Annotated in this window: 22 protein-coding genes; 12 read left to right on the top strand and 10 right to left on the bottom strand. The window is 65.0% G+C overall.

Annotated elements, in window-relative coordinates:
* Positions 1-261: 261 nt before the first annotated feature.
* Positions 262-1,134 carry a DMT family transporter gene (locus tag HAP48_RS43315; RefSeq protein ID WP_166205834.1) on the top strand — a complete coding sequence of 291 codons (873 nt, stop codon included), beginning with the start codon at positions 262-264 and terminating at the stop codon, positions 1,132-1,134.
* Here the strand turns inward: HAP48_RS43315 and HAP48_RS43310 are convergent.
* Both HAP48_RS43310 and HAP48_RS43305 read right to left on the bottom strand, forming a co-directional pair.
* The gene (locus HAP48_RS43310) at positions 1,131-2,594 is read right to left on the bottom strand and encodes a cryptochrome/photolyase family protein (protein WP_175612269.1); all 1,464 of its coding nucleotides are present in this window, start codon (positions 2,592-2,594) and stop codon (positions 1,131-1,133) included. The two genes, HAP48_RS43315 and HAP48_RS43310, sit on opposite strands and share 4 nt — an antisense overlap.
* A 21-nt stretch (positions 2,595-2,615) precedes the next feature.
* A complete protein-coding gene (locus HAP48_RS43305; RefSeq protein WP_029081666.1) occupies positions 2,616-3,275 on the bottom strand; it encodes a peroxiredoxin in 660 nt (219 codons plus the stop codon).
* 387 nt (positions 3,276-3,662) lie between these two features.
* Here HAP48_RS43305 and HAP48_RS43300 point away from each other — a divergent pair, with 387 nt between their 5' ends.
* Complete coding sequence (locus HAP48_RS43300) at positions 3,663-4,244, top strand: hypothetical protein (protein ID WP_166205833.1); 582 nt, start codon at positions 3,663-3,665, stop codon at positions 4,242-4,244.
* A gap of 60 nt (positions 4,245-4,304) precedes the next feature.
* Here the strand turns inward: HAP48_RS43300 and HAP48_RS43295 are convergent, their stop codons facing one another.
* From HAP48_RS43295 to HAP48_RS43275, 5 genes are all read right to left on the bottom strand, one after another.
* The gene (locus HAP48_RS43295; protein WP_166205832.1) at positions 4,305-6,146 is read right to left on the bottom strand and encodes an alkaline phosphatase family protein; all 1,842 of its coding nucleotides are present in this window, start codon (positions 6,144-6,146) and stop codon (positions 4,305-4,307) included.
* Positions 6,147-6,285: 139 nt separating this feature from the next.
* Positions 6,286-9,510 (bottom strand): efflux RND transporter permease subunit, encoded by a 3,225-nt coding sequence (locus tag HAP48_RS43290; protein ID WP_166205831.1) that lies wholly within the window; start codon positions 9,508-9,510, stop codon positions 6,286-6,288.
* Positions 9,503-10,726 (bottom strand): efflux RND transporter periplasmic adaptor subunit, encoded by a 1,224-nt coding sequence (locus tag HAP48_RS43285; protein ID WP_166205830.1) that lies wholly within the window; start codon positions 10,724-10,726, stop codon positions 9,503-9,505. Before HAP48_RS43285 ends, HAP48_RS43290 begins: the two co-directional genes overlap by 8 nt.
* 111 nt (positions 10,727-10,837) lie before the next feature.
* The gene (locus HAP48_RS43280) at positions 10,838-11,206 is read right to left on the bottom strand and encodes a hypothetical protein (RefSeq protein ID WP_166205829.1); all 369 of its coding nucleotides are present in this window, start codon (positions 11,204-11,206) and stop codon (positions 10,838-10,840) included.
* Positions 11,207-11,280: 74 nt separating this feature from the next.
* On the bottom strand, positions 11,281-11,508 hold the full coding sequence (locus HAP48_RS43275) for a hypothetical protein (protein ID WP_166215670.1): 228 nt from the start codon (positions 11,506-11,508) through the stop codon (positions 11,281-11,283).
* Between the two features lie 92 nt (positions 11,509-11,600).
* Here HAP48_RS43275 and HAP48_RS43270 point away from each other — a divergent pair, with 92 nt between their 5' ends.
* The 5 genes from HAP48_RS43270 to HAP48_RS43250 all read left to right on the top strand — a co-directional run bounded on the left by HAP48_RS43270 (position 11,601) and on the right by HAP48_RS43250 (position 16,674).
* The gene (locus HAP48_RS43270) at positions 11,601-12,095 is read left to right on the top strand and encodes an ArsI/CadI family heavy metal resistance metalloenzyme (RefSeq protein ID WP_166205828.1); all 495 of its coding nucleotides are present in this window, start codon (positions 11,601-11,603) and stop codon (positions 12,093-12,095) included.
* A 371-nt stretch (positions 12,096-12,466) separates the two neighbouring features.
* A complete protein-coding gene (locus HAP48_RS43265) occupies positions 12,467-12,910 on the top strand; it encodes a hypothetical protein (protein WP_166205827.1) in 444 nt (147 codons plus the stop codon).
* 108 nt (positions 12,911-13,018) lie between these two features.
* On the top strand, positions 13,019-15,730 hold the full coding sequence (locus HAP48_RS43260) for a bifunctional diguanylate cyclase/phosphodiesterase (RefSeq protein WP_166205826.1): 2,712 nt from the start codon (positions 13,019-13,021) through the stop codon (positions 15,728-15,730).
* A gap of 81 nt (positions 15,731-15,811) precedes the next feature.
* Positions 15,812-16,258 (top strand): PPC domain-containing DNA-binding protein, encoded by a 447-nt coding sequence (locus HAP48_RS43255; RefSeq protein ID WP_166205825.1) that lies wholly within the window; start codon positions 15,812-15,814, stop codon positions 16,256-16,258.
* 119 nt (positions 16,259-16,377) lie between these two features.
* A complete protein-coding gene (locus HAP48_RS43250; protein ID WP_224496823.1) occupies positions 16,378-16,674 on the top strand; it encodes a septal ring lytic transglycosylase RlpA family protein in 297 nt (98 codons plus the stop codon).
* A 9-nt stretch (positions 16,675-16,683) separates the two neighbouring features.
* Here the strand turns inward: HAP48_RS43250 and HAP48_RS43245 are convergent, their stop codons facing one another.
* A complete protein-coding gene (locus HAP48_RS43245) occupies positions 16,684-19,152 on the bottom strand; it encodes a hybrid sensor histidine kinase/response regulator (RefSeq protein ID WP_176399249.1) in 2,469 nt (822 codons plus the stop codon).
* 102 nt (positions 19,153-19,254) lie between these two features.
* Entirely contained in the window at positions 19,255-20,046 is a 792-nt protein-coding gene (locus tag HAP48_RS43240) for a thermonuclease family protein (RefSeq protein WP_166215666.1), read from the bottom strand.
* Positions 20,047-20,330: 284 nt separating this feature from the next.
* On the opposite strand from HAP48_RS43240, the gene HAP48_RS43235 reads away from it, so the two are divergent.
* The 4 genes from HAP48_RS43235 to HAP48_RS43220 all read left to right on the top strand — a co-directional run bounded on the left by HAP48_RS43235 (position 20,331) and on the right by HAP48_RS43220 (position 23,997).
* On the top strand, positions 20,331-20,537 hold the full coding sequence (locus HAP48_RS43235; protein WP_016840474.1) for a hypothetical protein: 207 nt from the start codon (positions 20,331-20,333) through the stop codon (positions 20,535-20,537).
* Between the two features lie 174 nt (positions 20,538-20,711).
* The gene (locus HAP48_RS43230) at positions 20,712-22,727 is read left to right on the top strand and encodes an acetyl-CoA carboxylase biotin carboxylase subunit (protein ID WP_166205823.1); all 2,016 of its coding nucleotides are present in this window, start codon (positions 20,712-20,714) and stop codon (positions 22,725-22,727) included.
* Between the two features lie 107 nt (positions 22,728-22,834).
* Positions 22,835-23,701, top strand: a complete 867-nt coding sequence (locus HAP48_RS43225) for an isocitrate lyase/PEP mutase family protein (protein WP_166205822.1) — start codon at positions 22,835-22,837, stop codon at positions 23,699-23,701.
* Positions 23,698-23,997: an acylphosphatase gene (locus HAP48_RS43220; protein ID WP_166205821.1), complete on the top strand. Its 300-nt coding sequence runs from the start codon at positions 23,698-23,700 to the stop codon at positions 23,995-23,997. Before HAP48_RS43225 ends, HAP48_RS43220 begins: the two co-directional genes overlap by 4 nt.
* A gap of 9 nt (positions 23,998-24,006) precedes the next feature.
* On the opposite strand, the gene HAP48_RS43215 is transcribed toward HAP48_RS43220, so the two are convergent.
* Positions 24,007-24,819: a class I SAM-dependent methyltransferase gene (locus HAP48_RS43215; RefSeq protein ID WP_166205820.1), complete on the bottom strand. Its 813-nt coding sequence runs from the start codon at positions 24,817-24,819 to the stop codon at positions 24,007-24,009.
* A 240-nt stretch (positions 24,820-25,059) separates the two neighbouring features.
* On the opposite strand from HAP48_RS43215, the gene HAP48_RS43210 reads away from it, so the two are divergent.
* A complete protein-coding gene (locus HAP48_RS43210; RefSeq protein ID WP_166205819.1) occupies positions 25,060-25,617 on the top strand; it encodes a GbsR/MarR family transcriptional regulator in 558 nt (185 codons plus the stop codon).
* The last annotated feature ends 14 nt before the right edge of the window (positions 25,618-25,631 follow it).

Here is a 25,631-nt window from a genome sequence, read left to right as displayed (position 1 = left end):
ATTGTGGGTGAGGCACGACCCCGCAAAATTTCGCGATTGCCGCCTGCCTCATCCTCAGCTGTCATCGCCCGGCTCGACCGGGCGATCCAGTACGCCGCGGCCTCTCGGCTCAAGCACCGACGCCTCTGGAATACTGGATCACCCGCATGCGCGGGTGATGACACCGTCGGCTTGAATGCCGAACGCCAATGGCATCGGCGCATCAACCCGCAAAAATTCGCGATTGCCGGCTGCCTCATCTTCAGGCAATGACTGGCGGCAATGAACAAGAGCTTCGAGGAAACTGCCGCCCGCCTGGCGCCGGCGATCTTTGTCGTGCTGTGGAGCACGGGATTCATCGGCACCAAATACGTCATCAACAATGCGGAGCCGCTGACCTATCTGGCGATCCGGATGGCGTTCGTGGTGGTGGTGATGGCGGTGATCGCCGGGGTCGCGCGGCCGAAATGGCCGGACCGGACGGGCGTCTTCCACAGCGCGGTGGCCGGCATTCTGGTGCACGGCTTCTATCTCGGCGGCACCGCGATTGCGATCGCGCATTCGATTCCCGCCGGGCTCTCAGCCTTGATCCCGGGGCTGCAGCCGATCCTGACCTCGACCATCGCCAACCGCTGGGTTGGCGAGCGCGTCACGCCGCTGCAATGGGGCGGGCTGATGCTCGGCCTTGCCGGCGTCGTGCTGATCCTGCACAACCGGCCGATGACGGGCGAAGCGGGTTGGGGCTGGCTCGCCTCCGGCGTCTCGCTGATCTCGATCACGCTCGGCACGCTCTATCAGCGCCGCTACTGCAACCAGATCGACTGGCGCGCCGGCAATCTCGTGCAATACATCGCGGTGACGATCTTCTTCGGGATCGGCGCGTGGCTGTTCGAGAGCAATGTCGTGCACTGGACCAGCGAGTTCGTGCTGGCGCTGGCCTGGCTGGTGTTCGCGCTGTCGATCGGCTCGATCGGGCTGTTGTACTGGCTGATCCGCCACCATGCCGCGACCTCGGTCGCGAGCCTGTTCTATCTGGTGCCGGCGGTGACCGCGCTGATGGCCTATGTGCTTTTCGGCGAGCGGCTCGATCCGGTATCGATCGCGGGCATGGCGGCCTGCGCTGCGGCGGTGCTGCTGGTCAACCGCCGCGCTTAATCCCTCACGCGAATCCTGGCGTGGGCCGCAAGCGCACGTTCGCGGCCCTGCTTGTGATCGACGATCGGCCGCGGGTAGCTCTTGCCGAGGTCGACGCCGGCGCCGGCGAGTTCGATCGGCGTCGCGGTCCAGGGCTGATGGATCAGCTCGTTGGGCAATTGCGCAAGCTCCGGGACCCAGCGCCTGACATAGGCGCCGTCGGGATCGAACTTCTCGCCCTGCAGGATCGGATTGAAGACGCGGAAATAGGGCGCCGCATCGGCGCCGGAGCCGGCGACCCATTGCCAGTTCGCCGGATTGGAGCCGGCATCGGCATCGACCAGCGTGTCCCAGAACCATTGTTCGCCGGCGCGCCAGTCGATCAAAAGGTGCTTCACCAGGAAGGAAGCGACCACCATCCGCACCCGGTTGTGCATCACGCCGCTGTGCCAGAGCTCGCGCATGCCGGCATCGACGATCGGATAGCCGGTCAGGCCGCGCTGCCAGGCCTTCAGCGCGCGGGCATCGCGCTTCCACGGAAAGGCGTCGAAATGCTGCTGCAGATTCCGCTCGGCCAGGTCGGGGACGTCGAACAGCAGATGACGGCAGAACTCGCGCCAGCCGAGCTCGCTGAGGAATTTGTCGATGTCGCCGGCCAGGCGCGGATGCTCGGCTGCGGTGAAACGCGCGGTGTGCCAGAGCTGGCGCGGGCTGATCTCGCCGAAGCGCAGATGCGGCGACAGCCGCGAGGTGCCATCGCGGTCGGGCCGGTCGCGGTCGTCGGTGTAGCCGCGGACGCGATCGTCGAGGAACGTCTTCAGCCGCGCTTGCGCCGCGGCTTCGCCCGGTGTCCAGCTCTCGCGCAGGCCGCCCGCCCAATCCGGCCTGACAGGCTCGAACGCCCAGTCATCGACGGCTTCGCCGGCGATGTCGCTGACGGAGGTGAGCTTCTTCGGCGCCGGCAGCGGCTTCGGCGGATCGCCAAGCCCCTGCACGCGCCGCCAGAATGGCGTGAAGACGCGCAGTCCCCGGTTGTCCTTGTTGCGGATGGCCTTGGGTTCGACGAGCAGGTCGCCGGGGAAAATCTGCGAGCCTCTTTCGTCGCTTGCCAGCGCGGCCTCAACGTCGGCGGCGACAGCTTGATGCGGCGCCTGCGCGACGTCATTCCAGAACACGGCGCTCGCATTGATTTCACGCGCCAGCGTGGCGATCACGGAGGCGGCCGGTCCGGTGCGCAGCACCATCGTTCCGCCGATCGCCTCACAACTCTTGCCGAGCGCGCGCAGCGATTGCGCCAGCCACCAGCGCGTCGCGCCCCCGAGGGGGCGCGCGGCTGGAGGTTTCAGGGCAGGGCTTTGTTCGTCGCGGACATAGAGGCCAACCACGGGCACGCCGCGGCTGGCTGCTTCGTGCAGGGCCGGGTGATCCGACAGCCGCAGATCGTCGCGGAACCAGACGATAACAGGCTGCGCGCGGGCCACCCGGAGGATGCGTGCCTGCCGTTACTTCGGCTGCGGCACGATGCGGATATAGGGCTTCGGCTCCTTCCAGCCCTGCGGATAGATCGTCTTGGCCTCGTCGTTGGTCACCGAGCCCGCGATGATCACGTCCTCGCCCTGCTTCCAGTCGGCAGGCGTGGCGACGCGGTGCTTGGCGGTGAGTTGCAGCGAGTCGATGACGCGCAGGATCTCCTGGAAGTTCCGGCCGGTGGTCATCGGATAGACCAGCACCAGCTTGATCTTCTTGTCGGGGCCGATGATGAAGACGTTGCGCACCGTCTGATTGTCCGCCGGCGTGCGGGTGAGGGGATCGCCGGACGTCGAGGCCGGCAGCATCTCGTAAAGCTTGGAGACGTTGAAATCGGTGTCGGCGATCAGCGGATAGTTCGGGGCGGCGCCCTGCGTCTCCAGGATGTCCTCGGCCCATTTGGCGTGGCGATCCGCGGGATCGACCGAGAGGCCGATCAGCTTGATGCCGCGCTTGTCGAATTCCGGTTTCAGCTTGGCCAGCGCGCCAAGTTCGGTCGTGCAGACCGGGGTGAAGTCCTTCGGATGGGAGAACAGCAGGGCCCAGCTGTTGCCAATCCAGTCGTGGAACTTGATTTTGCCCTCAGTGGTCTGGGCCTCGAAGTCGGGAGCGGTCGTGCCAATCGGAAGTGTCATGATCTTACCTCATCTCATTGATGTTACGGGATAATTCGTATCTGAGGTCGTCTGTTCCAGTATAGGACGGAACAAGGGTTAAGTGAACCGGTTCATGAAAAAGGTGAGATTGTTCTCATAGCGGGGGAATTCCAAGCAACTTGTTTTGATCCAACCCCCTGCGGCGAAATATCAGATGCGGCACAAAAGCTTGGAAATGCCCAGATAAAGCCGCTTATCGCCGTCATCACGCCGGCCCCGGCTGCTATGGGACTGAACCGCGAAAGCTTCCAAAGCGACCAAATGGCAACCATCTAAAAATCTCGGAACGCAAGTTCCGAATCATTAACCACTCGTTTACGCCCGCATGGAAAAGCTGGCCTCAGATAGGAATTGAAAGCTCCCACAATGTCTGCCCCAAGTACCAAGACCGCTGAGGCTCTCAGCGGTGCGTTGCATCCATCCTGCCGCAAGACCGCTGCCCATGCGCTGACCATCGTGCGCGACGGCGTGATCACCGGCGAAGGCCCGACCACCAAGGGCCGTATCCATTTCTCCCGCTCACTCGACGCCGATGACGCAGCCTGGTGCGCGCGCATCCTGACGGCGGCCGCGGTCGAGCATCAGCCGGTCAGCCGGGCCGAGATCGAGGCGCTGTTTTCGATCAACGAGGCCGCCGCCGAGCGCAGCGATGACGGCAGGTTCGACGACCTGCTCGCCAAGGCGATCGCCCATCATGCCGCTTCGGAGTCCGGCCTGCCGGTGCCGCCGCGCACGGTCGCGCTGTCGCCCGACACCGAGATCGATCGCTGGGCGCCGACCCAAGGCGCCAAGATCGACACCAAGGTACTGGAATGGATCGCGGGCCAGATGGGTGGCCAGCGCCGCACCGGCCGCGCGCTGGCGGCAATGGTGGCGACGCTGGTCGGCGCCGCCGCGCTGCCGCTCGCAGCCCAACTGCCCAACGTGTTCGACATCGGGATGATGTGATTATTCGGGATGATGCACGCATCATCCCGAACGAACGGCTTCAAGCGAGAGCGGCGGGGATCACTTCCCCGCCGTTTTCTGTTTGCCGTCGGTCTCCTCGAGCCCGAGCGTCCGCCCCGGGAACCCGGCGACGTCGAAATAGCGGGTCGAGAGCACGCGCTGGAATTTCAGCACGGTGCGCAGGCCGTTGGCCGAAGGCTTCTTCGACATCAGGGTGCCCTCGGCCATCTTCGGCACGATGCCGTTCGGCAGCGCTTCCGACATCACCCGGCCGATCAGCCCGCCATTGTTCGGCGCACGCAGGCCGAGCAGCTGCGCTGCGGTCATGCCGACATCGGCGTTGCTGACCGGCAGCGGATCGACATAGCCCGCCTTGAAGTCGGGCCCGATCGCGGCGGTGAAGTTGAAGGTGTCGCCGCGGCTGAAGCTGCCATGCATGCCCTGGCCCTGGCGCAGCAGGGTGTCGGCGATCTGCACCGAGCAGTTGGTCGGGATCGCGCAGCCGCTCGACCAGGAGCGGAAGTTGACCACGATCGACGGGTTCGGCGTCACCGCCTTGCCCTTCAGATTGAGGTTCGACATCGGCAGCGTGCCGGGGAAGTTGCCGAGCTTGTCGTCGACGAACAGGCCGCTGACATAGTCCTGCTCGAGCAGCGCTTTGACGACGCGGTCGGCGAGCTTCTTGTCGCGGTTCGGCAGATAGATCAGGTCCGAGCCGCCATTGGTCGCGATCACGACGTCAGGCTTGGCTGGGTCCTGGCCGAGCACGCCGTTGCCGGCCTTCGGATGGGCGTTGTCGGCGACCTTGGCGTTCTTGTCGTTGGGGTCGAACAGCGGCAGGTTCAGCGCCTTGGCGAGATCGATCGCCAAAAAGCCCATCGGCAGGAAATCCTTCGGCGTGTCGTCGTAGACGATCTTGGCCGAGGGGCTGGTCTTGCTCTCTTTCGAGATCGTCGAGAAGCCGTGGTCGGAGGAGATCATGATGTTGGTGTTGGCGGAAAGCCCGAGCTCGTCGAGCGCCTTGCGGAGCTGGGCGAGGTTGTTGTCGGCATTCTTGATGCCGGCCATCGAGGTCGGGCCGTTGATGCCGGGGGTGATGGTGTTGAGGCTGTCGCCGGTGTTGTGCTGGCTGCCGTCCGGATCGCGCGACCAGAACACCAGCACGAACGGCTTGTTGCGCGCCTTGAACATCGGCAGCACCACCTTGGTCGCGACGTCGGCCATGTAGGCCTGCTGGGCGACGTTGGCGACCGTCGTGCCCGGCGTCTTGGCGTCGCCCGCCTTGGCGTTATCGCCGCGGCTCGGGGTGGCGACCGGCAGGCCGGCCTTGGTCAGCGCCTCCTTCATCTCGTCGGAGAGCGGCACGCCGGTCTTGCCGCCGGTGGAATCGTCGACCACGATCGTGTTCTTGCCGCGATCGGTGTGGTCGAACAGCAGGGTCGGGCCGACCTTGCCGATGGCGGCGGTGCTGAAGCCCTGGCCGCGGGCCATCTTCAACAGCGTTTCCTCGTTGAGGTAGTCGCCATTGAAGTGGTCGTCGACATCGGCGAGCACGGCGTCGTTCTCGATGAAGGGGACCACGGTGTCGCCCGCCGGCACCGAGCTGTAGCCGGTGTAGATCGTGTTGGAGAAGGTGCCGGTGTCGCCGAGATAATGGCCGGTCGAGAGCGCCGAGCTGTTCGCCATCGTGAAGGTCGGGAACAGCGAATGCGAATTCTTGAAGTTGACGCCCTTGTCGCGGATCTCGGCCATCGTCGGTGCCGTCTCCGGCGTCACGATGCCGCCGCGCAGGCCGTCCGGGACGAACAGGATGAGGTTGCGGGGCTTGGCGTTCTGCGCCGCGGCGGCGCCCGCTGAAAGCGCGATCATACTTGCGGACAGTAAGGTAATGGCTCGGCGCATCTTGTTATTCCCCCTGATGAAGCCCCGCGGCAGCCCGCCGCCGCCTTCGTTTAGTTTTGCCACATGACAGAAATGTTACAGTGCCTGCTCGGCGCTGTAACTGGCGGATTTTTCTTGGCGACGGCCGGTCAACCAGCCATCATTCCGCGGGCTGAATCGCGGCTCTCTCATTGCGCGCAGCACTGCCGGCATGTCCGTACCGTGCATAGAGCGCAGGCAGCACGGCAAGCGTCAACAGGGTTGCGCTGATCAGCCCGCCGATCACGACGGTGGCGAGCGGCTTCTGCACCTCGGCGCCGGTGCCGGTGGCGAATGCCATCGGCACGAAGCCGAGCGAGGCCACCAGCGCGGTCATCACGACGGGCCGGAAGCGGGTGAGGGCGCCTTGCTCGATGGCCTCCCGCAACGGCACGCCGCGTTCGCGCAACTGCCTGACGAAGCTCAGCATCACCAGCCCGTTCAGCACCGCAACGCCTGAGAGCGCGATGAAGCCGACCGCCGCCGAGATCGAGAACGGCATGTCGCGGAGCCACAGCGCCGCGATGCCGCCGGTCAGCGCCAGCGGCACCGCGCTGAACACCAATAGGGCATCGCGCGCCGAGCCCATCGCCGCCAGCAGCAGCAGGAAGATCATCGCAAAGCAGGCCGGCACCACGACCGCAAGGCGCTGGCGCGCTGCGGCGAGATTCTCGGACTGGCCGCCCCAGGTCATCCAGTAGCCCGGCGGCAGCTTCACCGATTGCGCGACGTTGGCCTGGGCTTCCTCGACCACCGAGCCGAGATCGCGGCCGCGGACATTTGCGGTGACCACGATGCGGCGCTTGCCGTTCTCGCGGCTGATCTGGTTCGGCCCTTCGGTGAAGGAGAACTGCGCGACGCGGTTAAGCGGCAGGCTCTGCACAGGTGAGTTCGGCGTCACCTTTGGCAATGCGACCGGCAAATTGCTCAGCGCCTCCAAGTCGGAGCGCACGCTCTCCGGCAATCGCACCACGATGTCGAAGCTGCGATCGCCCTCGTACACGACACCGGCATCCTGGCCGCCGACCGCGGCACCGATCACGTCGTGCACAGCGGAGACGCTCAAACCGCGCCGGGCAATCGCCGCCTTGTCGACCTTGATCTCGAGGATGGGGAGGCCGCTCGTCTGCTCGACCTTGACGTCGGTCGCGCCGCGCACGCTCCGCAGCGCCGCCGCAACCTGGTTGGCGGCCCTCTGCATCGGCTCGAACTCGTCGCCGAACACCTTGACTGCGATGTCGCCGCGAACGCCGGCGAGCAGTTCGTTGAAACGCATCTGGATCGGCTGGGTGAATTCATAGACGTTGCCGGGCAGCCGGCCGACCGCCTTCGAGATCTCCCCGATCAACTGTTCCTTGGTCATCGACGGATCCGGCCACTGCTCACGTGGCTTCAGCATGATGAAGGTGTCGGACGCATTCGGTGGCATCGGGTCACTCGCCACCTCCGGGGTGCCGGTCTTGGAGAAGACGAACGACACCTGCGGAAAGCGGCTGACGGTCTTTTCGACCGAGAGCTGCATCGCCTGCGACTGCGATAGCGACGTGCTGGGAATCCGCAGGGCGTGCATCGCGATGTTCTTCTCGTCGAGCGACGGGATGAACTCCTGGCCGAGGCGAGAGAAGCCGAACAGGGCGGTCGCGAACAGCACGACCGCCACCGCGATGACCGGGATCGGTGTTGCAACCGCTCGCCGCAGCAGGGGGCGATACCAGCCTTTCAGGGTGGCAACGAGGCGGTTTTCCTCCTCCTGTACACGGCCGCTGATGGAGATCGCGATCAGCGCGGGAACCAGGGTCAGCGACAGCACGAAGGCCGCGCCGAGTGCGAGGATCACCGTCAGCGCCATCGGCTCGAACATCTTGCCTTCGACGCCGGTGAAGGTAAGGAGCGGTACATAGACCAGCAGAATGATGGCTTGGCCGTAGAGGCTCGGCTGGACCATTTCGACCGCGGAGGCGTGCACCGTCGCCAGCCGCTCGTCGCGCGTCAGCACGCGGCCGAGCGCCTGCTGCTTCTCGGCGAGGTGACGCAGGCTGTTCTCGGTGATGATGACGGCACCGTCGACGATCAGGCCGAAATCGAGTGCACCGAGGCTCATCAGGTTGGCGCTGATGCGCCCCTGCCACATGCCGATAGCCGTCATCAGCATCGCGATCGGGATCACCAGGGCCGTGATCAGCGCGGCGCGGAAATTGCCGAGCAGCATGAATAACACCGCGATCACGAGCAACGCGCCTTCGGAGAGGTTGCGAGCTACGGTGCCGATGGTCGCATCGACGAGCTCGGTGCGATCGAGCACCGTCGTGACCTCGACACCGGGGGGCAGGGACGGCGTGATGGTCCGTAGACGCGCGTCGACTGCGGCCGACACCGTTCGGCTGTTGGCGCCGATGAGCATCAGCGCCACGCCGACCACGACCTCGCGGCCGTCTTCGCTGGCGCTGCCGGTGCGGGTCTCGCCGCCGATCGACACGGTTGCGATGTCGCGTATCCTGATCGGAACCCCGCCACGGGTGGTGACGACGACGGTGCCGAGCTCATCGATGTTCTGGAGACGGCCGCCGGACCGGACCACAAGGCCTTCGCCGTTGCGCTCGATATAGCGCGCGCCGCGGCTGACGTTGTTGCTCTCGATGGCCTTGGCGACGTCGGCAAAGGTGAGGCCGAGCGCGATCAGCTTCGGCGCGTCGGGATAGACGTGGTACTGCTTGAGGTAGCCGCCGATCGAATCCACCCCGGCGACTCCCGGCACCATTTTGATCCGCGGTTTGATGATCCAGTCCTGCACCGTGCGCAGATAGGCGTCTTTCTCGACGTCGCTTTGCAGCATCTGGCCATCAGCCGAGAGGAAGCGTCCGTCGCTCTGCAGACCCGGCGCGCCGTCGGCCGGCGCCGGCCGCCCGGAGAAATGCACGGACCACATGTAGACTTCGCCAAGGCCGGTCGAGGTCGGGCCCATCCGCGGCTCGACGCCTTGCGGCAAGCGTGCCCGGACTTCGGTCAGGCGCTCGCCGACCTGCTGGCGGGCGAAATAGATGTTCGTCGCTTCCCTGAACACCGCGGTGATCTGCGAGAAGCCGTTTCGTGACAGCGACCGCGTGCTTTCCAGCCCGGGCGCCCCTGCCAGTGCGGTTTCGATCGGGAAGGTGACCTGCTTCTCGATTTCCGCCGGCGACAGTGCCGGTGCGAGCGTATTGATCTGGATCTGCTTGTTGGTGATGTCGGGCACCGCGTCGATCGGCAGCCTGGTCAGCGCAAGGCCACCGAGGAACATCGCGATCGCTGCGAGAGTGACGACGACCCAGCGCCGCTGGATGGCAAGGCCGATGATGCGCTCAATCATGGTCGTGCTCCGCCTCGTCCTTCTCGAACTCGGCCTTCAGCGTGAAGGTGTTCCGCACCGCGATAGTTTCGCCGGCTGACAGGCCGGCGACGATTTCGATATCGTCATCGTCCTCGCGGCCGGTCCGCACGGACCTGGCCTCGAAGCCGTCGGCATCGCGCACGAAGACGGTCGGCGTCCCCTTAATGGTCTGGATCGCCTTCTTCGAGACGATCACGGTCGACGGCGCGCCTCCGAGCGGCACTTCTGCGGTGACGAAGGTGCCGGGTTTCCAGCGGTGGTCCTTGTTGGGCAGGGTCGCGATCACGCGCGCGTTCCGGGTCTCGCGGTCGAGCAGAGGGCTGACGAAGATCACATCCGCACTGGTCTGATCCTCGGTGCCGATGGCGCGAATCTTGACAGACAGACCTTCGCGGACCGCGGCGATGTCCTCGGGTGAAACCGCCAGATCGACCCAGACATCGTCGAGATTGACGATGACGTAGAGCTCGCTTTCCTGCCCCTCGCGCCCGATCAGTCCGCCAAGATCGACGCGCCGTTCGGATACCCGGCCCGAGATCGGCGAGCGCAGGAACTGCGTCCGCAGGCTCTCCGGCGGCTGGTTGGGCAGGTCGGCGATCTCGCTTTCCGACAGGCCCAGCGCAAACAGCTTCTGCCGCGCGCCGTCGAGCTTGATCTGGGCGTCGTTTGCGGTCAGCCGCGTGCGCAGGAACTCGTTCTCCGACACGATACGGGTCTCGACCAGCGTCTTCTGCCTGGCATAGAGGGTCTGCTGCAAATCGTTGCTGAGCCGCGCGGCGAGGTATTCGCTCTTGGCGTCGGCCACCTCGCGGCTTTCGATTGCCGCCACGATCTCGCCCTTCTCGACGACGTCGCCAAGGCGCTTGCGCAGTTCCGTGACCGTCGCAAGCACGCGCACCGAGACGCGGCCGATATGGTCGGCGTCGGGAATCAGCGATCCGGGCGCGAGGAAATGTCGCTTCAACATGCCGCCGCTGGTTTGCGCGAGCGTGATGGAGGCTTCGCGAATCTGGTCTTCGCTCAGCTCGATATGTCCGGGGGCCTCATGCTTGGCCTCAGCCTTCGCTGTGCCCGCGGTCGCAGTTTCCTGCGTCGTGGCCGGGAATTGGACCGGCCAGCCGATCGATCCGGCTGCCATAACGACCAGTGCAATGCCGGCGGCGACGCCGGCGAAAAATAGAATGATCCGTTTCATCTGCGCCTCCGCAGCGCACGCTCGTGGCCGTGCGCCGTCGCAACTTCGTTCTGTGCGGAAACATGCTCGCCGCCTGACGGCGGCGAGTCGCGGCCGGTTAAGCCGGCCGGATCAGGCGCGCGGTGGTTTGAACGGGGAGAGGTGACCGGCTGAAGCCGGCGGCCGCTCGCTCGCGTCACTATACGTATGCGGCGCGTACGCGATGGTGATCACAGTATCCTGCGGGATCATGGGGGCGACGTGCGTCAGGCAGTGATCGCAGTGAAGCGACGCCGGATGAGCAGGAGCCTTATCGCCGGTTTCGCTGCTCGATTGTGCGATCGAGACAGCAGATCCTGTGTCGTCGACGCTGTCACAGGTGCAGGGGTGAAACAGCGACAGCACCAGCGCAAGCGAAATCAGTCCCGCAAGCAGGCTGCGCCAGTGGCGCGATCCTGTTGCGTGAAGGAAAGACTGAATCATGGTGCGCGAAGCGTCCATGGCACCAAACTAGCGCCGCGAGCGCGCACATTCAAGTTTGGGTTCGCGACAGATTGGCCGCGGATACTATAACGTTACGCGCCATATGCGGTTCGGCGCATCAGCCAGCGGCGCGCCGCGACGACGGCCCAGATCGCTTCGACCAGGCCGAACGGCCAGGCGCCTTGCAGGAAGCCGTAGGCCGAGCCGAGCGCGCAGGCGACCGCGAAGGCCAGGATGAACCAGGGGCTGCGATCTTCGGCCGCATAGCAGACGAGCATCATGGTCACCGCGAACAATCCGAACAGCGTGAGCGCATCCATCGCGCAGGTGAACCCCGTTACATCGATGTTGATATCTGAGCATGCCTGAGGTGGAATATCCATCCAGCGTCGCCGCCTGAAAGGACTGCCCCATGAAGCGCATGCATGTTCACGTCGCCGTCAAGGACATTCCGCAATCGATCGGCTTCTACTCGGCGCTGTTCGGGGCTGAGCCTACGGTCGTGAAGTCAGACTATGCCAAATGGATGCTCGACGATCCCCGCGTCAACTTCGCGATCTCGAGCCGCGGCCGCGAGCCGGGCCTCGATCACCTCGGCATTCAGGTGGAGAGCGCGGAAGAGCTCGGCGAGGTCTATGGACGGCTGCGCAGGGCAGGCGGCGAGGTCATCGAGCAGGGCCAGACAGTGTGCTGCTATGCCAAGTCGGAGAAGTCGTGGATCGACGATCCCGCCGGCATCGCGTGGGAGACGTTCCATACGACGGGCGAGAGCATCGTCTATGGCGACGGTACCGGCGAGCGGACTGCGCGCGTCGCGCACGAGAAGCCGGGCGAGACACAGGGCGCGTGCTGCGCGCCGCAGCCCCAGATCGCGCCTTCAGAGGCATCGAGCTGCTGCCGTTCCTGAACAGAACAATTCGTGTCGATGAATTGCGTCGACGCGTTCGCCGGTCATGGGCATTCCGTCGGGCCATCGGATGGGACTTCGGAGCCCGCTGCAATCGGCGGTGGTGGACTCGACCTGCCGCCTATCGGCGCTTGAATGCAGCGGTAGATTCTAGCCGATCTTCGTCTGAACGCGGTTTGAGGCACCTCGCGGGTGCTGACGCACCACGCTACCGCTGTAAGCAAAGGCTTAATGCCTGCTACATAATATCCCGCGATCAACTGCCCCCCGCGCTAACAGCCGGTCAACCATGCGGCTTCTGCCACTCAAGGATCCCGAGCGGTCCTGGCGTCACATCAAGGCACAATGGAAGAAGGACGCTGAAGGCGTCGGTGAGGATTTTTCCACCAGGCATCACCGCTTTCGAGGCGCTGGCGTCGAGGGAGGGCGACAGCCAGGGGCTGTATCACCTGACCGACGGCGAGCGCGTCCATGCGGTCTGCCAGGTCAGACGCCTCTTGATGAGCAAGTATACCGGGCCGGCGCTCAGCACGCGCTTCGTCAACGTGTCTCCGATCTATGATCTCGGCCTCACCGATTCCAGCAGTTACGGGAAGATGCTCGTGGCGCTGTTCTCGGGTGTCGTCTGGCTGTCGAGGGATGCGCTGTCCGCCACCCATATCCGGTTTCTTCTGAAGAGCCCCGGCGACTCGCAATTCTTCGCCGCTCTCAAGGTTGCGACGCCATATTCACCGTTCTCGAAACTCACCATCGAGGGGGCGCTGATCGAGTGCAGCCTGAAGGATGCCAGCGCGTCGTCCGGAGCTGTCTCCTGACGGTGGATCGCTTCTGGTCTGCATTCGTCTTAACCGTCCGATAACTGATTTTCCTAACCGCCCCTTGGGTTGTGTTCCCCTACAAGGGCAGCCGCAAGGGGCAGGAAAATGTCGGTTGTCTCCACGAACAGCGCGATGCCGGAATACCGGCGGCTGTCGATCAAGGGTGTGTCGCGCGCCACAAGGATGGGCGCCATCCAGTGGCTCGTGTTGAGTGCCGCGCTGCTGGTGCTCGCGATCACGCTTGGCACCGGCTATCTCGCGCTGCAGTTTCGCGAGCGTGCGCTGGACATATCCGAACGCGAGCTCAACAACACCGCGCTGTTGCTGTCGCGGCATTTCGACCAGCAGCTTGTCGATCTCCAGCACGTCCACGACGACGTCGTGAATTATTTGCGGGCCGAGCAGGTCGAGACCGCCGATCAGTTCGAAAAGACCATGTCGCTGCTGAGCGCGCACGAAATGCTTCGCACGCGGCTGGCGACACTGCCGCATGTCGGCGGGCTCAATCTGTTCAATGCCAAGGGATGGCTGATCAACTCGTCCGAGATGTGGCCGGTGCCCGACATCAGCGTTGCGGACCGGCGTTATTTCCAGGAGTTCACCTCGGGACGGCCCACGTCGCCTGTCATCGTCGAGCCGGCGATGAGCAAGGTGACCGGCAACTGGACCGCGATCTTTGCGCGCAAGATCACCGGGCGTAATGGCGAGATCATCGGCTTTGCAAGCCGCGGCGTCGAGCCGAGCCATTTCGAGGATTTCGTGGCCTCGCTGGCGCTGAACGGCGACACCGTGATCTCGATCATCCACCGCGACGGCACCATCATCGCGCGTTATCCGCAGGATGCCAGCGTGGTTGGCCGCAACATCGCCGATCAGCCGGCGTTCCGGAAGGTCATCAGTCTTGGCGGCAATCTGTCGGGACGCTTCGTCGGCGCGTCGGGCGATGAAAATGTCGGGGCCGTGAAGTCACTGTCGCACTTTCCGATCCTGATCCTCGCCACCACGCGAACCTCGAGCGCGCTGGAGGACTGGCGTGCCCAGACCAAGCTGCAGTTCTGCGCTGCGGTGCTCGCGGTGCTGATTGTCATCATGATGATCTTCCTGATCGTGCGGCAGCTGCGGCGGCAGCACGACGCCGCGCAGCGCCGGCTGTCCGAGCAGAGCCAGCACCTCGACACCGCCATCAACACCATGACGCAGGGCCTGCTGTTGTTCGATGACTCGGCGCGGCTCGTGATCTGCAATCAGCAATATATCGACATGTTCGGCCTCTCGCCTGACATCGCCAAGCCGGGATGCCATCTGCGCGACCTGATCCTGCATCGCCAGGCGACCGGCTCGTTCGTCGGCGATGTCGATGCGTACTGCGCCCGCTTCATCAACCCGGACAGCGACAAAGTCCAGGACGCTGTCATCACGATCCCGGACGGCCGCAGCATCCATCTGATCTACAAGCGCTCGCCCGACGGCGGCTGGGCCACCACGCTCGAGGACGTCACCGAAGGGCGGCGCGCGCAGGCGCGCATCGAATATCTCGCGCATTACGACGCCCTGACCAATCTGCCGAACCGGACGCTGCTGCAGCGTCACGCGGAAGGGCTGCTGCGCGAGCCGGCGGCCGACGAATTCGCGATTCTTTATATCGATATCGACGAGTTCAAGCGGATCAATGACACGCTGGGTCATCTGATCGGCGACGAATTCCTCCGGCGCGTTGCCGAAAAGCTGCGCCAATCGGTCGGCCCGGGCGACTTCATCGCGCGGCTCGGCGGCGACGAGTTCGCGATCGTCCAGCGCGACATTGCCTCGGATGACGACGTCAGCGACCTGGTTGCGCGCGTCTATCAGTCGCTGCGCACGCCGTTCGACTGTCTCGGCCATCGGCTGTCGAGCGATGCCAGCATCGGCATCGCGATCGCACCACGCCACGGCTCCGACCTGTTCGACCTGCTCAAATGCGCCGATCTGGCGATGTATGCCGCCAAGGCGGCCGGTCGCAGGACCTATCGGTTCTTCGACCCGGCGATGGAGAAGCACGCCCATCAGCGCCGGGCGCTGGAGGCCGACTTGCGAACCGCGCTGGCCGACGGCGGCTTCGAGCTGCACTATCAGCCGCTGGTCGATTTGCGCAGCGACGAGGTCACCGGCTGTGAGGCGCTGCTGCGCTGGCGGCACCCGGTGCGCGGCATGATCTCGCCGGCCGAATTCATACCCCTTGCCGAGGAAACCGGCCTGATCGAGGAGATCGGGCAGTGGGTGCTGCGCACTGCCTGCACCGAGGCGGCGGCCTGGCCCGCGCATGTGCGGCTCGCGGTCAACGTGTCCCCCGTCCAATTCAAGTCGGAGACGCTGGCGCTCAAGGTTGCGAGCGCGCTCGCCGAGAGCGGGCTCGACCCGCGCAGGCTTGAGCTCGAGATCACCGAGGCGGTGCTGATTGCCGACGACGATGCGGCGCTGGTCACGCTCGGCCAGCTCCGCGCGCTCGGCGTCCACATCGCGCTCGACGATTTCGGCACCGGATACTCGTCGCTGCAGTACCTGCAGCGCTTCCCGTTCGACAAGATCAAGATCGACCGCAGCTTCGTCAAGGAAGTCACCCGCAACAGCGGCTCGGCCTCGATCATCCGCGCGGTGGTCTCGATCGCCGCCGATCGCAACATGATCACGACCGCCGAGGGCGTCGAGACCGACCAGCAGCGCGACACCGTGCAGATGCTCGGCTGCACGCAGATGCAGGGCTATTTGTTCAGCAAGCCGGTTCCCGCGCAGGACGTCCGGACGCTGCTCGCGGCCGATGCGGTCGAGGACGCGGCCTGAGGGGCCGCCGATCCCATTCACCAGGAACAATCCACGCCGCCTCCGATTGAGAGTGACAGCTCTTGAGAGGCGTGGCGGTTGATGAAAAGCAAACTTGTGTCCGACGCGCCCGGCGCGCAGGTTCATGTCGTCGTGCTCGATAGCGGTGAGGAAGCATTCGGTGCGCTGACTAGCTTCGCCAATGATGTGAAGCTGTCGGCGGCATCGTTGACCGCCATCGGCGCGTTCGAGCGGGCGACGGTCGGCTGGTTCGATTTCGAGTCCAAGAGCTACCGGAAGATCGAGGTCGACGAGCAGTGCGAGGTGCTGTGTGCGGTCGGCGACGTCGCGACTGGCGACGACGGCAAGGCCAGCCTGCATATCCATATCGTGCTCGGACTGTCTGATGGCTCGACGCGCGGCGGCCATCTGCTTGCCGGCATCGTGCGGCCGACGCTCGAGGTCGTGGTCACGGAGGCGCCGGCCAGTCTGCGCCGGCGGAAACGGCCCGAACTCGGCATCGCCCTGATCGACCTTGCCGCAAAGTAGCCCGACCACTTTACGTGTCCCGCTGAAAAGCTCCTGAAAATTGGCCCCCTGGCGCGACGGACGTGGAACCGAAATCGCGGAACCGCGTTCCTTTGCGGGGCTTGAACGGCAGGCGATCAATGAAAACCGCAGCTACGTCCGCGGTCATGCTGCTGTTTGCCTATTCAATGGCAAACGCGGAGAGTGGCATCGCGTCCTATTATCACGGCATCGGCAGGAGCGGCGAGATGACCTGCGCGCATCGCAAGCGGCCGTTCGGCAGCATGGTCACGGTGTCCTATCGCGGGAAATCGATCCGGTGCCGCGTCAATGACCGCGGCCCGTTCATACGCGGACGGATCATCGACGTCTCGACCACGGCGGCCCGCGCGCTCGGCATCCTTCAGCTCGGCGTCGCGCATGTGGTGATCGATTAGGCGGCGCGTTCAGGACTTCAAGGCGGTCGCCCGCTGCTCGGCGATCGCCTTCCTGAGCGTGCGCGACAACGCCTCGACCGAATAGGGTTTCTGGATCAGCTCGAAGCCGCTGTGCGCGTTCTCGGCGAGCACGTTGCTGTAGCCGCTGGTCAGCACCACCGGCAGTCCGGGAAAGCGATCGCGGATCACGCCTGCGAGCTCGACGCCGTTCATGCCGGGCATGATCACGTCGGAGAACACGAGGTCGGCGGCGAACTCGTTCTCCGACAGGATCGCGAGTGCCGCGTTGGCATCGGCGGCGCGTTTGACCGAATAGCCGAGATCCTCGAGCAGCTCGGTGGAGAACTGGCCGACATCATCATTGTCCTCCACCACGAGAACGCGATAGCCGCGGCCGATCGAGGTCTGCTCGATGCCCGCGCTGGCCGTGACCTTGGCGTCGGCCGGGCGCATCGCCTGCGGCAGATAGATGGTGAAGGTCGCGCCGTGCCCGGGCGTAGAGGTGACCTCGATGTCGCCGTCGGATTGCTTGACGAAGCCGAAGGCCTGGCTCAAGCCGAGGCCCGTTCCCTTGCCGACTTCCTTGGTCGTGAAGAACGGCTCGAAGATCGCGTCGAGGTTTTCCGGCGAGATGCCGGTGCCGGTATCCTGGATCGACACCGTCACGAAATCGCCGCTGCGCGAGGCCTGGCCGCGCAGGGGAGGGATGCTGTTGGCCTTCCTGACTCTGATCGTCATCAGGCCTTCGCCGTTCATCGCGTCGCGGCCGTTCACCGCAAGATTGATCAGCGCGGTCTCGAATTGGCCGATATCGGCGATCGCAAAGCAGTCGGGATGGTCGATCCTGATCTCGATGTGGATCCGTCCGCCGACCAGCGGGCGGATCAGCTGGGTCACGCTGTCGACCTGGGTGCCGACATTGAACACTTCGGGATTGAGCGGTTGCCGGCGCGCAAACGCCAATAGCTGGGCGGTCAGCTTGGAGGCCCGCTCCACGGTCTCGGCGATCGCGTCGATATAGCGGCGGCGCCGCTCATCCGGCAGCTCGCGGCGGCGCAGGAAGTCGGTCGCCGAGCGAATGATGGTGAGCAGATTGTTGAAGTCGTGCGCGACGCCGCCGGTGAGCTGGCCGACCGCTTCCATCTTCTGCGATTGCCGCAGCGCTTCCTCGCCGCGCCGCCGCTCGGTGATGTCGACCGCCTCCGGCACCGCGCCGACGATCGTGCCGTGCTGGTCCTGCAGCGGCCGCATCGCGAAATCGAAATAGCGCTCGCCCGCCGGCAGGCGCAGTAACAGCTCGATCTTGACCTCCTCGCCGCGCATTGCGGTCGTGAAGGCATTCTGGATCAGGCGCGGCATGCCGTCGGTCGCAGCGAACCACGGCGTGTCCCAGAACGGCTTGCCCACGACATCGGCGGCATCGGTGCCGATGCCGGCGAGCGCAGTCTGGTTGGTGTAGAGCAGGACGCCATCCCGGTTCAGCAGCATCTGATATTGATGGCTGGTTTCCAGGATCGCGCGGGTCTGGGCTTCGCGGGATTCGAGCTGCGCGGTGCGCTCGAGGATGCGCCGCTCCAGCGACTCGTTGAGCTTGCGCAGCTCGATCTCGGCTTCCTTGGCGGCCGTGATGTCGTGGGCGACGCCGATGAAGCCGATATGCTTGCCGGTCGGGTCCCAGCGCGGTTGCGATTCCGAACGCAGCCAGCGCCAATCGCCGGCCGCATTGCGGTAGCGCGCCTCGAGCACGAACGGCTTGAGCGAGAGCTCACCGGTGATCTGCTCCTGCAGGATGTTCGGCAGATCATCCGGATGCAGCGCCTTGCGCCAGTCGAACACGACCGCTTCCTCGAACGGCAGGCCAAGGAAATCGAGATAGGCCTGGTTGGCGAAGGAGCGGGTGCGGTCGAGCTTGGTCACCCAGATCGGCACCGGCGCGCTGTCGGCGATCAGGCGGAAGCGTTCCTCGCTCTCGCGCAGGGTCTCCTGCGCCAGCATCTGATCGGTAACGTCGAGATCGGCGCCGACCAGCCGCATCGCTCGGCCGCTGCGGTCGCGCTCGATCTTGGCGACGACGCGGATCCAGCGGCTCTCGCCGTCGTTCGGGCGGATGATGCGGTATTCGGCCGAGTAGTCCTCGCCGCCGGCCTTGAGCACGCCGAACAGATGCTGGATGGTGCGTTCGCGGTCCTCGGGATGAATGCGCGCGACCCAGTTCTCATAGGTCTCGTTGACCTCTTCGGGCGGCAACCCGTGCACCAGGAGATATTCGGGAGAGCGGCGGTTGCGCACGCCGTCGCGGAAATCGATCTCGAGCCCGCCGACCCGGGCGATGCGCTGGATCCGCGCCAGCTCGGCCTCGCGCTCCTGGAGCTCGCGATGGGCGCGATCGCGTTCACGTGCGATCTCCTCAAGGTGCTGCCGCAGCCGTTCGGCTGCCGCAGTTTCGGGGAGCACATCAGCGGGATCGGGGGGGGTCATACGCGCCGGCAACCTCTTGGCGCATTTTCACACAGGACAAGGCGGCTTTGCCAGCGTGATTTATCGCGGTCGCTTGCTCTTCACTTGCGCTTCACTTGGTCTTCACTTGACCTTGGCTTGGTCTTTGGGCGGACGGCAATTATAGGCCCTCCGGAACCCGGCGGCCTGGGCATCCTCCTCGGAGCAGAACCAGCGATCCGGATTGTTGAGGCCGGGGTAACTGCGGCACGCCTGCAGGTGATAGATGCCGACATTGCCGGTGACGCGGGCGCGCACGGCGTATTTGCCCTTGATGTTGCAGCTTGCCGGCATCGGCAGGTCGTCGGGGAAGAGCGCATCGCGGATCTGCTTGTCGCGGTTGGCCGGACAGGCGTTGCCGAGCAGGGCGCCGTCCTTCTTGCCGGTCCGGAAATCGCGCGGCGCCACGAAGCAGCCTTTCCAGAGCCCGGCACGACTATCCCTCGCGGTCGCTTCGTCCGGCTTGAATCGGCCAGTGGCCGACGTCTCGACATTGAGGGCGTAGCCCTTCTGGACCAGCAGCTCGCTCAGGCTGGTCGGGTCGCCCTCGATCTTGCAGACGCCGAGGCGGCGCTTCTTGAAGGTGGGGTCGACGCCGATATCGTCGCAGTGAATCGGCTTGCCGCCGATCAGCCTGGTGAGCTGGTCGCGCGCCTCGATCCCGCAGCTCCAGACATCGGCATGCTCGTCGATGCAGAGCTGATCGGCGGCCGGCGCGTCGATGCCGTCGAGCCGATAGGTCGTGTTGCCGAGCTGAACAGTGCCGGCATCCTTGATGACCGCTGAGGCGGCGAGGGCGGGGGCTGCAGACAGGCCAGGCGTCGCAGACAGGCAGGTCAGGAGAAGCGTCGTGGCGACCGGATTTCGAAACCGCATCATTCTCACTTCAGGGCTTTGGACGTCAGGGCTTGGGCGTCAGGTCTTGATGGCAGGTCTTGATGGCAGGTCTTGATGGCAGGTCTTGGATGTCAGGTCTTGGATGTCAGGTCTTGGGCGGGCAGCCGAACTTCTAGCACAGGCCGGCGCGATCCAACCAAGGCCCGTTCGAGAACGGGCCCGTTCGTGCGAGCCGCCTGCGCGGTGGCATCCGATCAAAGATCCGATTGACTCGACGAGAACAAAATAGGAACGTGATGTGCCAGCTGAATCCCGGATACCTCATGATGTCTGCACGGCCCGAATCTGACGACGATGACGGGCTGGAAGCGGCTGTCGATCAGGCCATCTCGGCCTGCGGCGGCAATTTGCGCGCAACCATCCGGGCGCTGATCGTTGCCAATGAATTCCTGGAGAACGAGGTCAGCGAGCTGATGAAAGCCGTGGCGAAGGCGCATTCGCGCGGCCGCTTCAAGACCTATTCGGGCTGAAATACCCCTCAGGCTACCGCCAAGAAACGGCCAAGCACCCGGCAGGGTCTGCATTAGACCGTTGCCTCCGGGGTAATTTGCTGTACCACGGAGTGGCCAATCGCCCGTGCCGGATTGCGCGGGGAGGATCCTACCCAATAGACAAATTCAAGTCGAAAAAGCCCAAGCAAGAGCATGTTCAAACGAATCCTGATCGCAAATCGCGGCGAGATCGCCTGCCGGGTCATCAAGACTGCGCGCCGTATGGGGATTGAGACGGTCGCCGTCTATTCCGAGGCCGACCGCGACGCGCTGCATGTCGAGATGGCCGATGAAGCCGTGCTGATCGGCCCGCCCGCCGCGGCCGAGAGCTACCTTTTGATCGACAAGATCGTCGAGGCCTGCCGCAAGACGGGCGCTGAGGCCGTGCATCCCGGTTACGGCTTCCTGTCCGAGCGCGAGGCGTTTCCGCGTGCGCTGGAAGCTGCCGGCATCGTGTTCATCGGCCCGAACCCCGGTGCGATCGCCGCGATGGGCGACAAGATCGAATCCAAGAAAGCGGCGGCCAAGGCCAAGGTCTCGACCGTGCCGGGTCATCTCGGCGTCATCGAGGACGACAAGCACGCCGTCCAGATCGCCGACGAGATCGGCTATCCCGTGATGATCAAGGCCTCCGCCGGTGGCGGCGGCAAGGGCATGCGCATCGCGCATTCCAAGTCGGAGGTCGCCGAAGGCTTCAACCTCGCCAAGGCGGAGGCGAAGTCGTCGTTCGGTGACGACCGCGTCTTCATCGAGAAGTTCATCACCGATCCCAGGCACATCGAGATCCAGGTGCTCGGCGACAAGCATGGCAACGTGATCTATCTCGGCGAGCGCGAATGCTCGATCCAGCGCCGCAACCAGAAGGTCATCGAGGAGGCGCCGTCGCCGCTGCTCGACGAGCAGACCCGCCGCAAGATGGGCGAGCAGGCGGTCGCGCTGGCCAAGGCCGTGAACTACGATTCGGCGGGCACCGTGGAGTTCGTCGCCGGCCAGGATAAGAGCTTCTACTTCCTGGAGATGAACACCCGCCTGCAGGTCGAGCATCCCGTCACCGAGCTGATCACCGGTATCGACCTCGTCGAGCAGATGATCCGGGTCGCGGCCGGCGAGAAGCTCGCGCTCGCGCAGAAGGACGTGACGCTGACCGGCTGGGCGGTGGAGTCCCGCGTCTATGCCGAGGACCCGTTCCGCAACTTCCTGCCGTCGATCGGACGCCTGGTGAAATACCGTCCGCCGGCCGAGGCCAGCCATGACGGCATCACGATCCGCAACGACACCGGCGTCCAGGAGGGCGGCGAGATCTCAATTCATTACGATCCGATGATCGCCAAGCTCGTCACCCATGCTCCGTCACGTGCAGCCGCGATCGAAGCGCAGGCCACCGCGCTCGATGCGTTCTATGTTGACGGCATCAGGCACAACATTCCGTTCCTGTCGGCGTTGATGAACCATCCGCGCTGGCGCGAGGGCCGGCTCTCGACCGGGTTCATCGCCGAGGAATTCCCGAAAGGATTTTCGGCGCGCGCGCCCGAGGGCGAGATCGCGCGGCGGTTGGCCGCGGTCGGCGCTGCGATCGATCACGTGTTGGGCGAACGCAAGCGGCAGATTTCCGGCCAGATGGGTGGCCGCGTGGTGCAGCGCGAGCGCCGTCGCGCGGTGTGGCTCGACCGCGCCGAGATCGCGCTCGACGTCGCGCGCGAGGACGACGCCGTCACGGTGCGCTTCATCGGCGCCGACGGGCTGCCGGGCAATCCGCACAATCTGGTGTCGAGCTGGGCGCCGGGCGAGCCGGTCTGGCAGGGCACCATCGACGGCAATTTTGTCGCCGTGCAGGTGCGGGCCATCAACAACGGCTTCCGGCTCGCGCATCAGGGCCATGAGGTGCCGGTCTACGTCTTCACCGAGACCGAGGCGACGTCGGCGCGGCTGATGCCGGTGACCTCCGCGGCCGACACCGGCAAGAAGCTGCTGTGCCCGATGCCCGGTCTCGTGGTGTCGATCGCCGTGGCCGAGGGCCAGGAGGTCAAGGCCGGCGAGACGCTGGCGGTCGTGGAAGCCATGAAGATGCAGAACGTGCTGCGCGCCGAGCGCGACGGCACGGTCAAGAAGATCCACGCCGCCGCCGGCGCCACGCTCGCGGTCGATGCGCTGATCCTGGAGTTCGCTTAGCACCGTCATTGCGAGCGCCAGCGAAGCAATCCATCTAACCCCATATGACGAGAGGTGGATTGCTTCGTCGCTTCGCTCCTCGCAATGACGTGGATGGAGAAAACACCATGGCTTTCCGCAAACGCCGCGAAGCACTGCGATCGATTTTGAGTGGATCAACCTGTATCCGCCCGGGCTCGGTCTATGACGCGGCCTCGATCCGGATTGCCGAGGATCTCGGGTTCGAGCTCGGCATGTTCGGTGGCTCGGTCGCCTCGCTCGCCGTGCTCGGCGATCCCGATATCGCGCTGATCACGCTGACCGAGTTCGCCGAGCAGATACGCCGGATGTCGCGTGCTTCGGCCCTGCCGGTGCTTGTCGATGCCGACCACGGCTACGGCAATGCGCTCAACGTTCGTCGCACCGTACAGGAAGTGGAAGCCGCCGGTGCCGCCGGCCTCACCATCGAGGACACGCTGCTGCCGCAGGCGTTCGGCCAGGCCAAGACGCAGCTGATCTCGCTCGAGGAAGGCGTCGGCAAGATGAAGGCTGCGCTCGACGGCCGCAGCGATCCGTCGCTCGTGATCCTGGGCCGGACCGGCGCCGTCTCGATCACAAGTCTCGACGACGCGATTGCACGCGCCAGGGCCTATGAAGCGGTCGGCGTCGACGGCCTGTTCTTCACCGGCATCAAGTCGCGCGGCGAGCTGGAGGCGCTTTCGGCCGCGACGACGCTGCCGATCGTGCTCGGCGGCGCGCCGGAGGAGATGACTGCGCTGGACTATCTGGCAAGCCAGCGCGTCAGGATCGCGCTGCAGGGCCATGCGCCGTTCGCCGCCGCCACGCAAGCCGTCTACGAGACGCTGAAGGCGCTGCGCGAAGGCACCTCGCCGAAGAACCTCAAGGGCATCGCGTCATCCGAACTGACCGGCCGCGTGATGCGCGAGGCGGAGACCAAGGCGCGCAGCGGCGAGTTCCTCGGCTTGAAGAAATGAGCGGCGTGATCCGCCACGTCACCATCAGCGGCCGCGTCCAGGGCGTCGGCTATCGCGCCTGGGTCGACGAGCAGGCGAACGGGCGCGGCCTCGAAGGCTGGGTCCGCAACCGCCGCGACGGCAGCGTCGAGGCGGCGTTTGCCGGAGCCGACGACGTCGTCACCGACATGATCGCAGCATGTGGCCGCGGTCCGTTCTCTGCGCGCGTCGATGCGGTGCACGCTACGGCGGTCAATTCCGATCTCTTGAATCAGCGCCGGGCAGGGGAACGGTTCTCCGTCCTGCCGACGGTCTGACGCGCGTTGTTACGCGACGGCTGAAATCACCAGCGCCTGAATGCGGCCTTCGATCGCGCCCTTGCCGAACCGGTTCGCCAGAGCCGATGCGGCGTGCTCGGTCGCAGCATCAAGGCCGATCCCGCCGCGCGCCTCGATCTCGCCGCGCAGCGGTGAGCCCTGGCAAAAACCGATCGCCGGATCGTGAGGCGCATTCGCCCGGCTTTGCTCCCGCAAGACGTCGATCTCGATCTTGCCAAAGCCCGCGGCCAAAAGATCGGCCCGGATCGGGTCGGTTGCGTAGTGGCCGTAAGGCGTGCGCGCCAGGAAGCGCGGCGGATCGGCCGGAAAGACCTCTGCCAATGCATGGTTCACCACGTCGGCAAACTCGTTGTCTTCGATGCGATCCCAGATGTTGAACAGGAAACGGCCGCCCGGCTTCAGGACACGGCGAGCCTCAGAATAGCCCTTGGGCTTGTCGGGGAAGAACATCGCGCCGAACTGGCAGGCGACGACATCGAAGCTCGCATTGTCGAACGGCAGGTTGAGGGCGTCGGCCTGCCGCCACCTGATATCGGTCGCGTCCGGTATCCGCGATTTCGCCCGTTCGAGCATCGGTTCATTCAGGTCGGTCGCTGTGATCCTTGTGCCGCGGCCGAGCGCCGACGACAGCGCGCGGGTGACGGCGCCGGTGCCCGCGGCCGTCTCGAGCAGGTCGCGCGGGCCAAGAGCCTTGGCGCGTTGCGCCAGATCGCGCGCATAGGGTTCAAAAATCATCGGCACGAGGAGCCGGTCGTACAGTTCTGGAATGGACCCAACGAACTCCTTGTCGGACGCTGGCATGGCAATCTCCCTGGCGGCCGTGAAGCCGGCCCACATCGACAAGCAGTGTCCGGCCCAAAATGGTCCACCCGGACCAGCTTGGCCGAAGACCTCGGCAACCACAAAGGAAAACTCGTCACCTGCGATCGATTGCACTCACCGGTGCATCACACAGGGCAGGTGGTCCTTCCGGGTCGCGCGCCCCTCACGGGCGGCTTCGGAGCCCTTGACTTTAACTCCGAACAGTCTGATATTTCTGTCATGACAGAAATAACCGCCAAGAGAAAACTTCCTGCCGTCGTCGAGCGCTTCATCCTGCATTGGGGCGATATGGGCGACGAATGGGGCGTCAACCGCTCGGTCAGCCAGATCCACGGGCTGCTTTATCTCGCCGAAGCGCCGATGACGGCCGAGGACATCGCCGACACCCTCGGCATGGCGCGCTCCAACGTTTCCAATTCGATCAAGGAGCTGTTGTCCTGGGGCTTGATCCGGCGGGTGCCGATCCTTGGCGACCGCCGCGACCATTTCGAGGCCGAGACCGACATCTGGGAGGTCGCGGCCAAGATCGCGGCCGGGCGCAAGGAGCGCGAGATCGATCCCGCGCTGGCGGCACTGCGCGCCTGCGTCACCGACGCGGCCGACGATCCGGCCATCAGTCCGCTCGCCAGCAAGCGGCTGAAGGAGATGCTGACATTCACCGAGCTGGTCGACCGCTGGTACACGCAGATGCTGAACGTGCCGCGGCCGCGCCTGGTCGCGCTGATCAGGCTCGGCGAGAAGATCGTGAGTTTCCTGCCCACAGGCAGGGCCAAATAGAGGCGGCGGCGTAA

This window comes from Bradyrhizobium septentrionale (assembly GCF_011516645.4).
GTDB classification, from domain to species: Bacteria; Pseudomonadota; Alphaproteobacteria; order Rhizobiales; family Xanthobacteraceae; genus Bradyrhizobium; species Bradyrhizobium septentrionale.
This window is presented reverse-complemented; position numbering and strand designations above follow the sequence as displayed.

What these genes read in the sequence shown, in the direction of transcription:
- HAP48_RS43270 (WP_166205828.1), top strand. Translation starts at nt 11,601, where the DNA reads ATGAAGCGCATGCATGTTCACGTCGCCGTCAAGGACATTCCGCAATCG.
- HAP48_RS43280 (WP_166205829.1), bottom strand. Translation starts at nt 11,206, where the DNA reads ATGGACGCTTCGCGCACCATGATTCAGTCTTTCCTTCACGCAACAGGA.
- HAP48_RS43240 (WP_166215666.1), bottom strand. Translation starts at nt 20,046, where the DNA reads ATGCGGTTTCGAAATCCGGTCGCCACGACGCTTCTCCTGACCTGCCTG.
- HAP48_RS43230 (WP_166205823.1), top strand. Translation starts at nt 20,712, where the DNA reads ATGTTCAAACGAATCCTGATCGCAAATCGCGGCGAGATCGCCTGCCGG.
- HAP48_RS43250 (WP_224496823.1), top strand. Translation starts at nt 16,378, where the DNA reads ATGAAAACCGCAGCTACGTCCGCGGTCATGCTGCTGTTTGCCTATTCA.
- HAP48_RS43235 (WP_016840474.1), top strand. Translation starts at nt 20,331, where the DNA reads ATGATGTCTGCACGGCCCGAATCTGACGACGATGACGGGCTGGAAGCG.
- HAP48_RS43315 (WP_166205834.1), top strand. Translation starts at nt 262, where the DNA reads ATGAACAAGAGCTTCGAGGAAACTGCCGCCCGCCTGGCGCCGGCGATC.
- HAP48_RS43290 (WP_166205831.1), bottom strand. Translation starts at nt 9,510, where the DNA reads ATGATTGAGCGCATCATCGGCCTTGCCATCCAGCGGCGCTGGGTCGTC.
- HAP48_RS43215 (WP_166205820.1), bottom strand. Translation starts at nt 24,819, where the DNA reads ATGCCAGCGTCCGACAAGGAGTTCGTTGGGTCCATTCCAGAACTGTAC.
- HAP48_RS43220 (WP_166205821.1), top strand. Translation starts at nt 23,698, where the DNA reads ATGAGCGGCGTGATCCGCCACGTCACCATCAGCGGCCGCGTCCAGGGC.
- HAP48_RS43285 (WP_166205830.1), bottom strand. Translation starts at nt 10,726, where the DNA reads ATGAAACGGATCATTCTATTTTTCGCCGGCGTCGCCGCCGGCATTGCA.
- HAP48_RS43255 (WP_166205825.1), top strand. Translation starts at nt 15,812, where the DNA reads ATGAAAAGCAAACTTGTGTCCGACGCGCCCGGCGCGCAGGTTCATGTC.
- HAP48_RS43295 (WP_166205832.1), bottom strand. Translation starts at nt 6,146, where the DNA reads ATGCGCCGAGCCATTACCTTACTGTCCGCAAGTATGATCGCGCTTTCA.
- HAP48_RS43305 (WP_029081666.1), bottom strand. Translation starts at nt 3,275, where the DNA reads ATGACACTTCCGATTGGCACGACCGCTCCCGACTTCGAGGCCCAGACC.
- HAP48_RS43245 (WP_176399249.1), bottom strand. Translation starts at nt 19,152, where the DNA reads ATGACCCCCCCCGATCCCGCTGATGTGCTCCCCGAAACTGCGGCAGCC.
- HAP48_RS43260 (WP_166205826.1), top strand. Translation starts at nt 13,019, where the DNA reads ATGTCGGTTGTCTCCACGAACAGCGCGATGCCGGAATACCGGCGGCTG.
- HAP48_RS43300 (WP_166205833.1), top strand. Translation starts at nt 3,663, where the DNA reads ATGTCTGCCCCAAGTACCAAGACCGCTGAGGCTCTCAGCGGTGCGTTG.
- HAP48_RS43275 (WP_166215670.1), bottom strand. Translation starts at nt 11,508, where the DNA reads ATGGATGCGCTCACGCTGTTCGGATTGTTCGCGGTGACCATGATGCTC.
- HAP48_RS43210 (WP_166205819.1), top strand. Translation starts at nt 25,060, where the DNA reads ATGACAGAAATAACCGCCAAGAGAAAACTTCCTGCCGTCGTCGAGCGC.
- HAP48_RS43225 (WP_166205822.1), top strand. Translation starts at nt 22,835, where the DNA reads ATGGCTTTCCGCAAACGCCGCGAAGCACTGCGATCGATTTTGAGTGGA.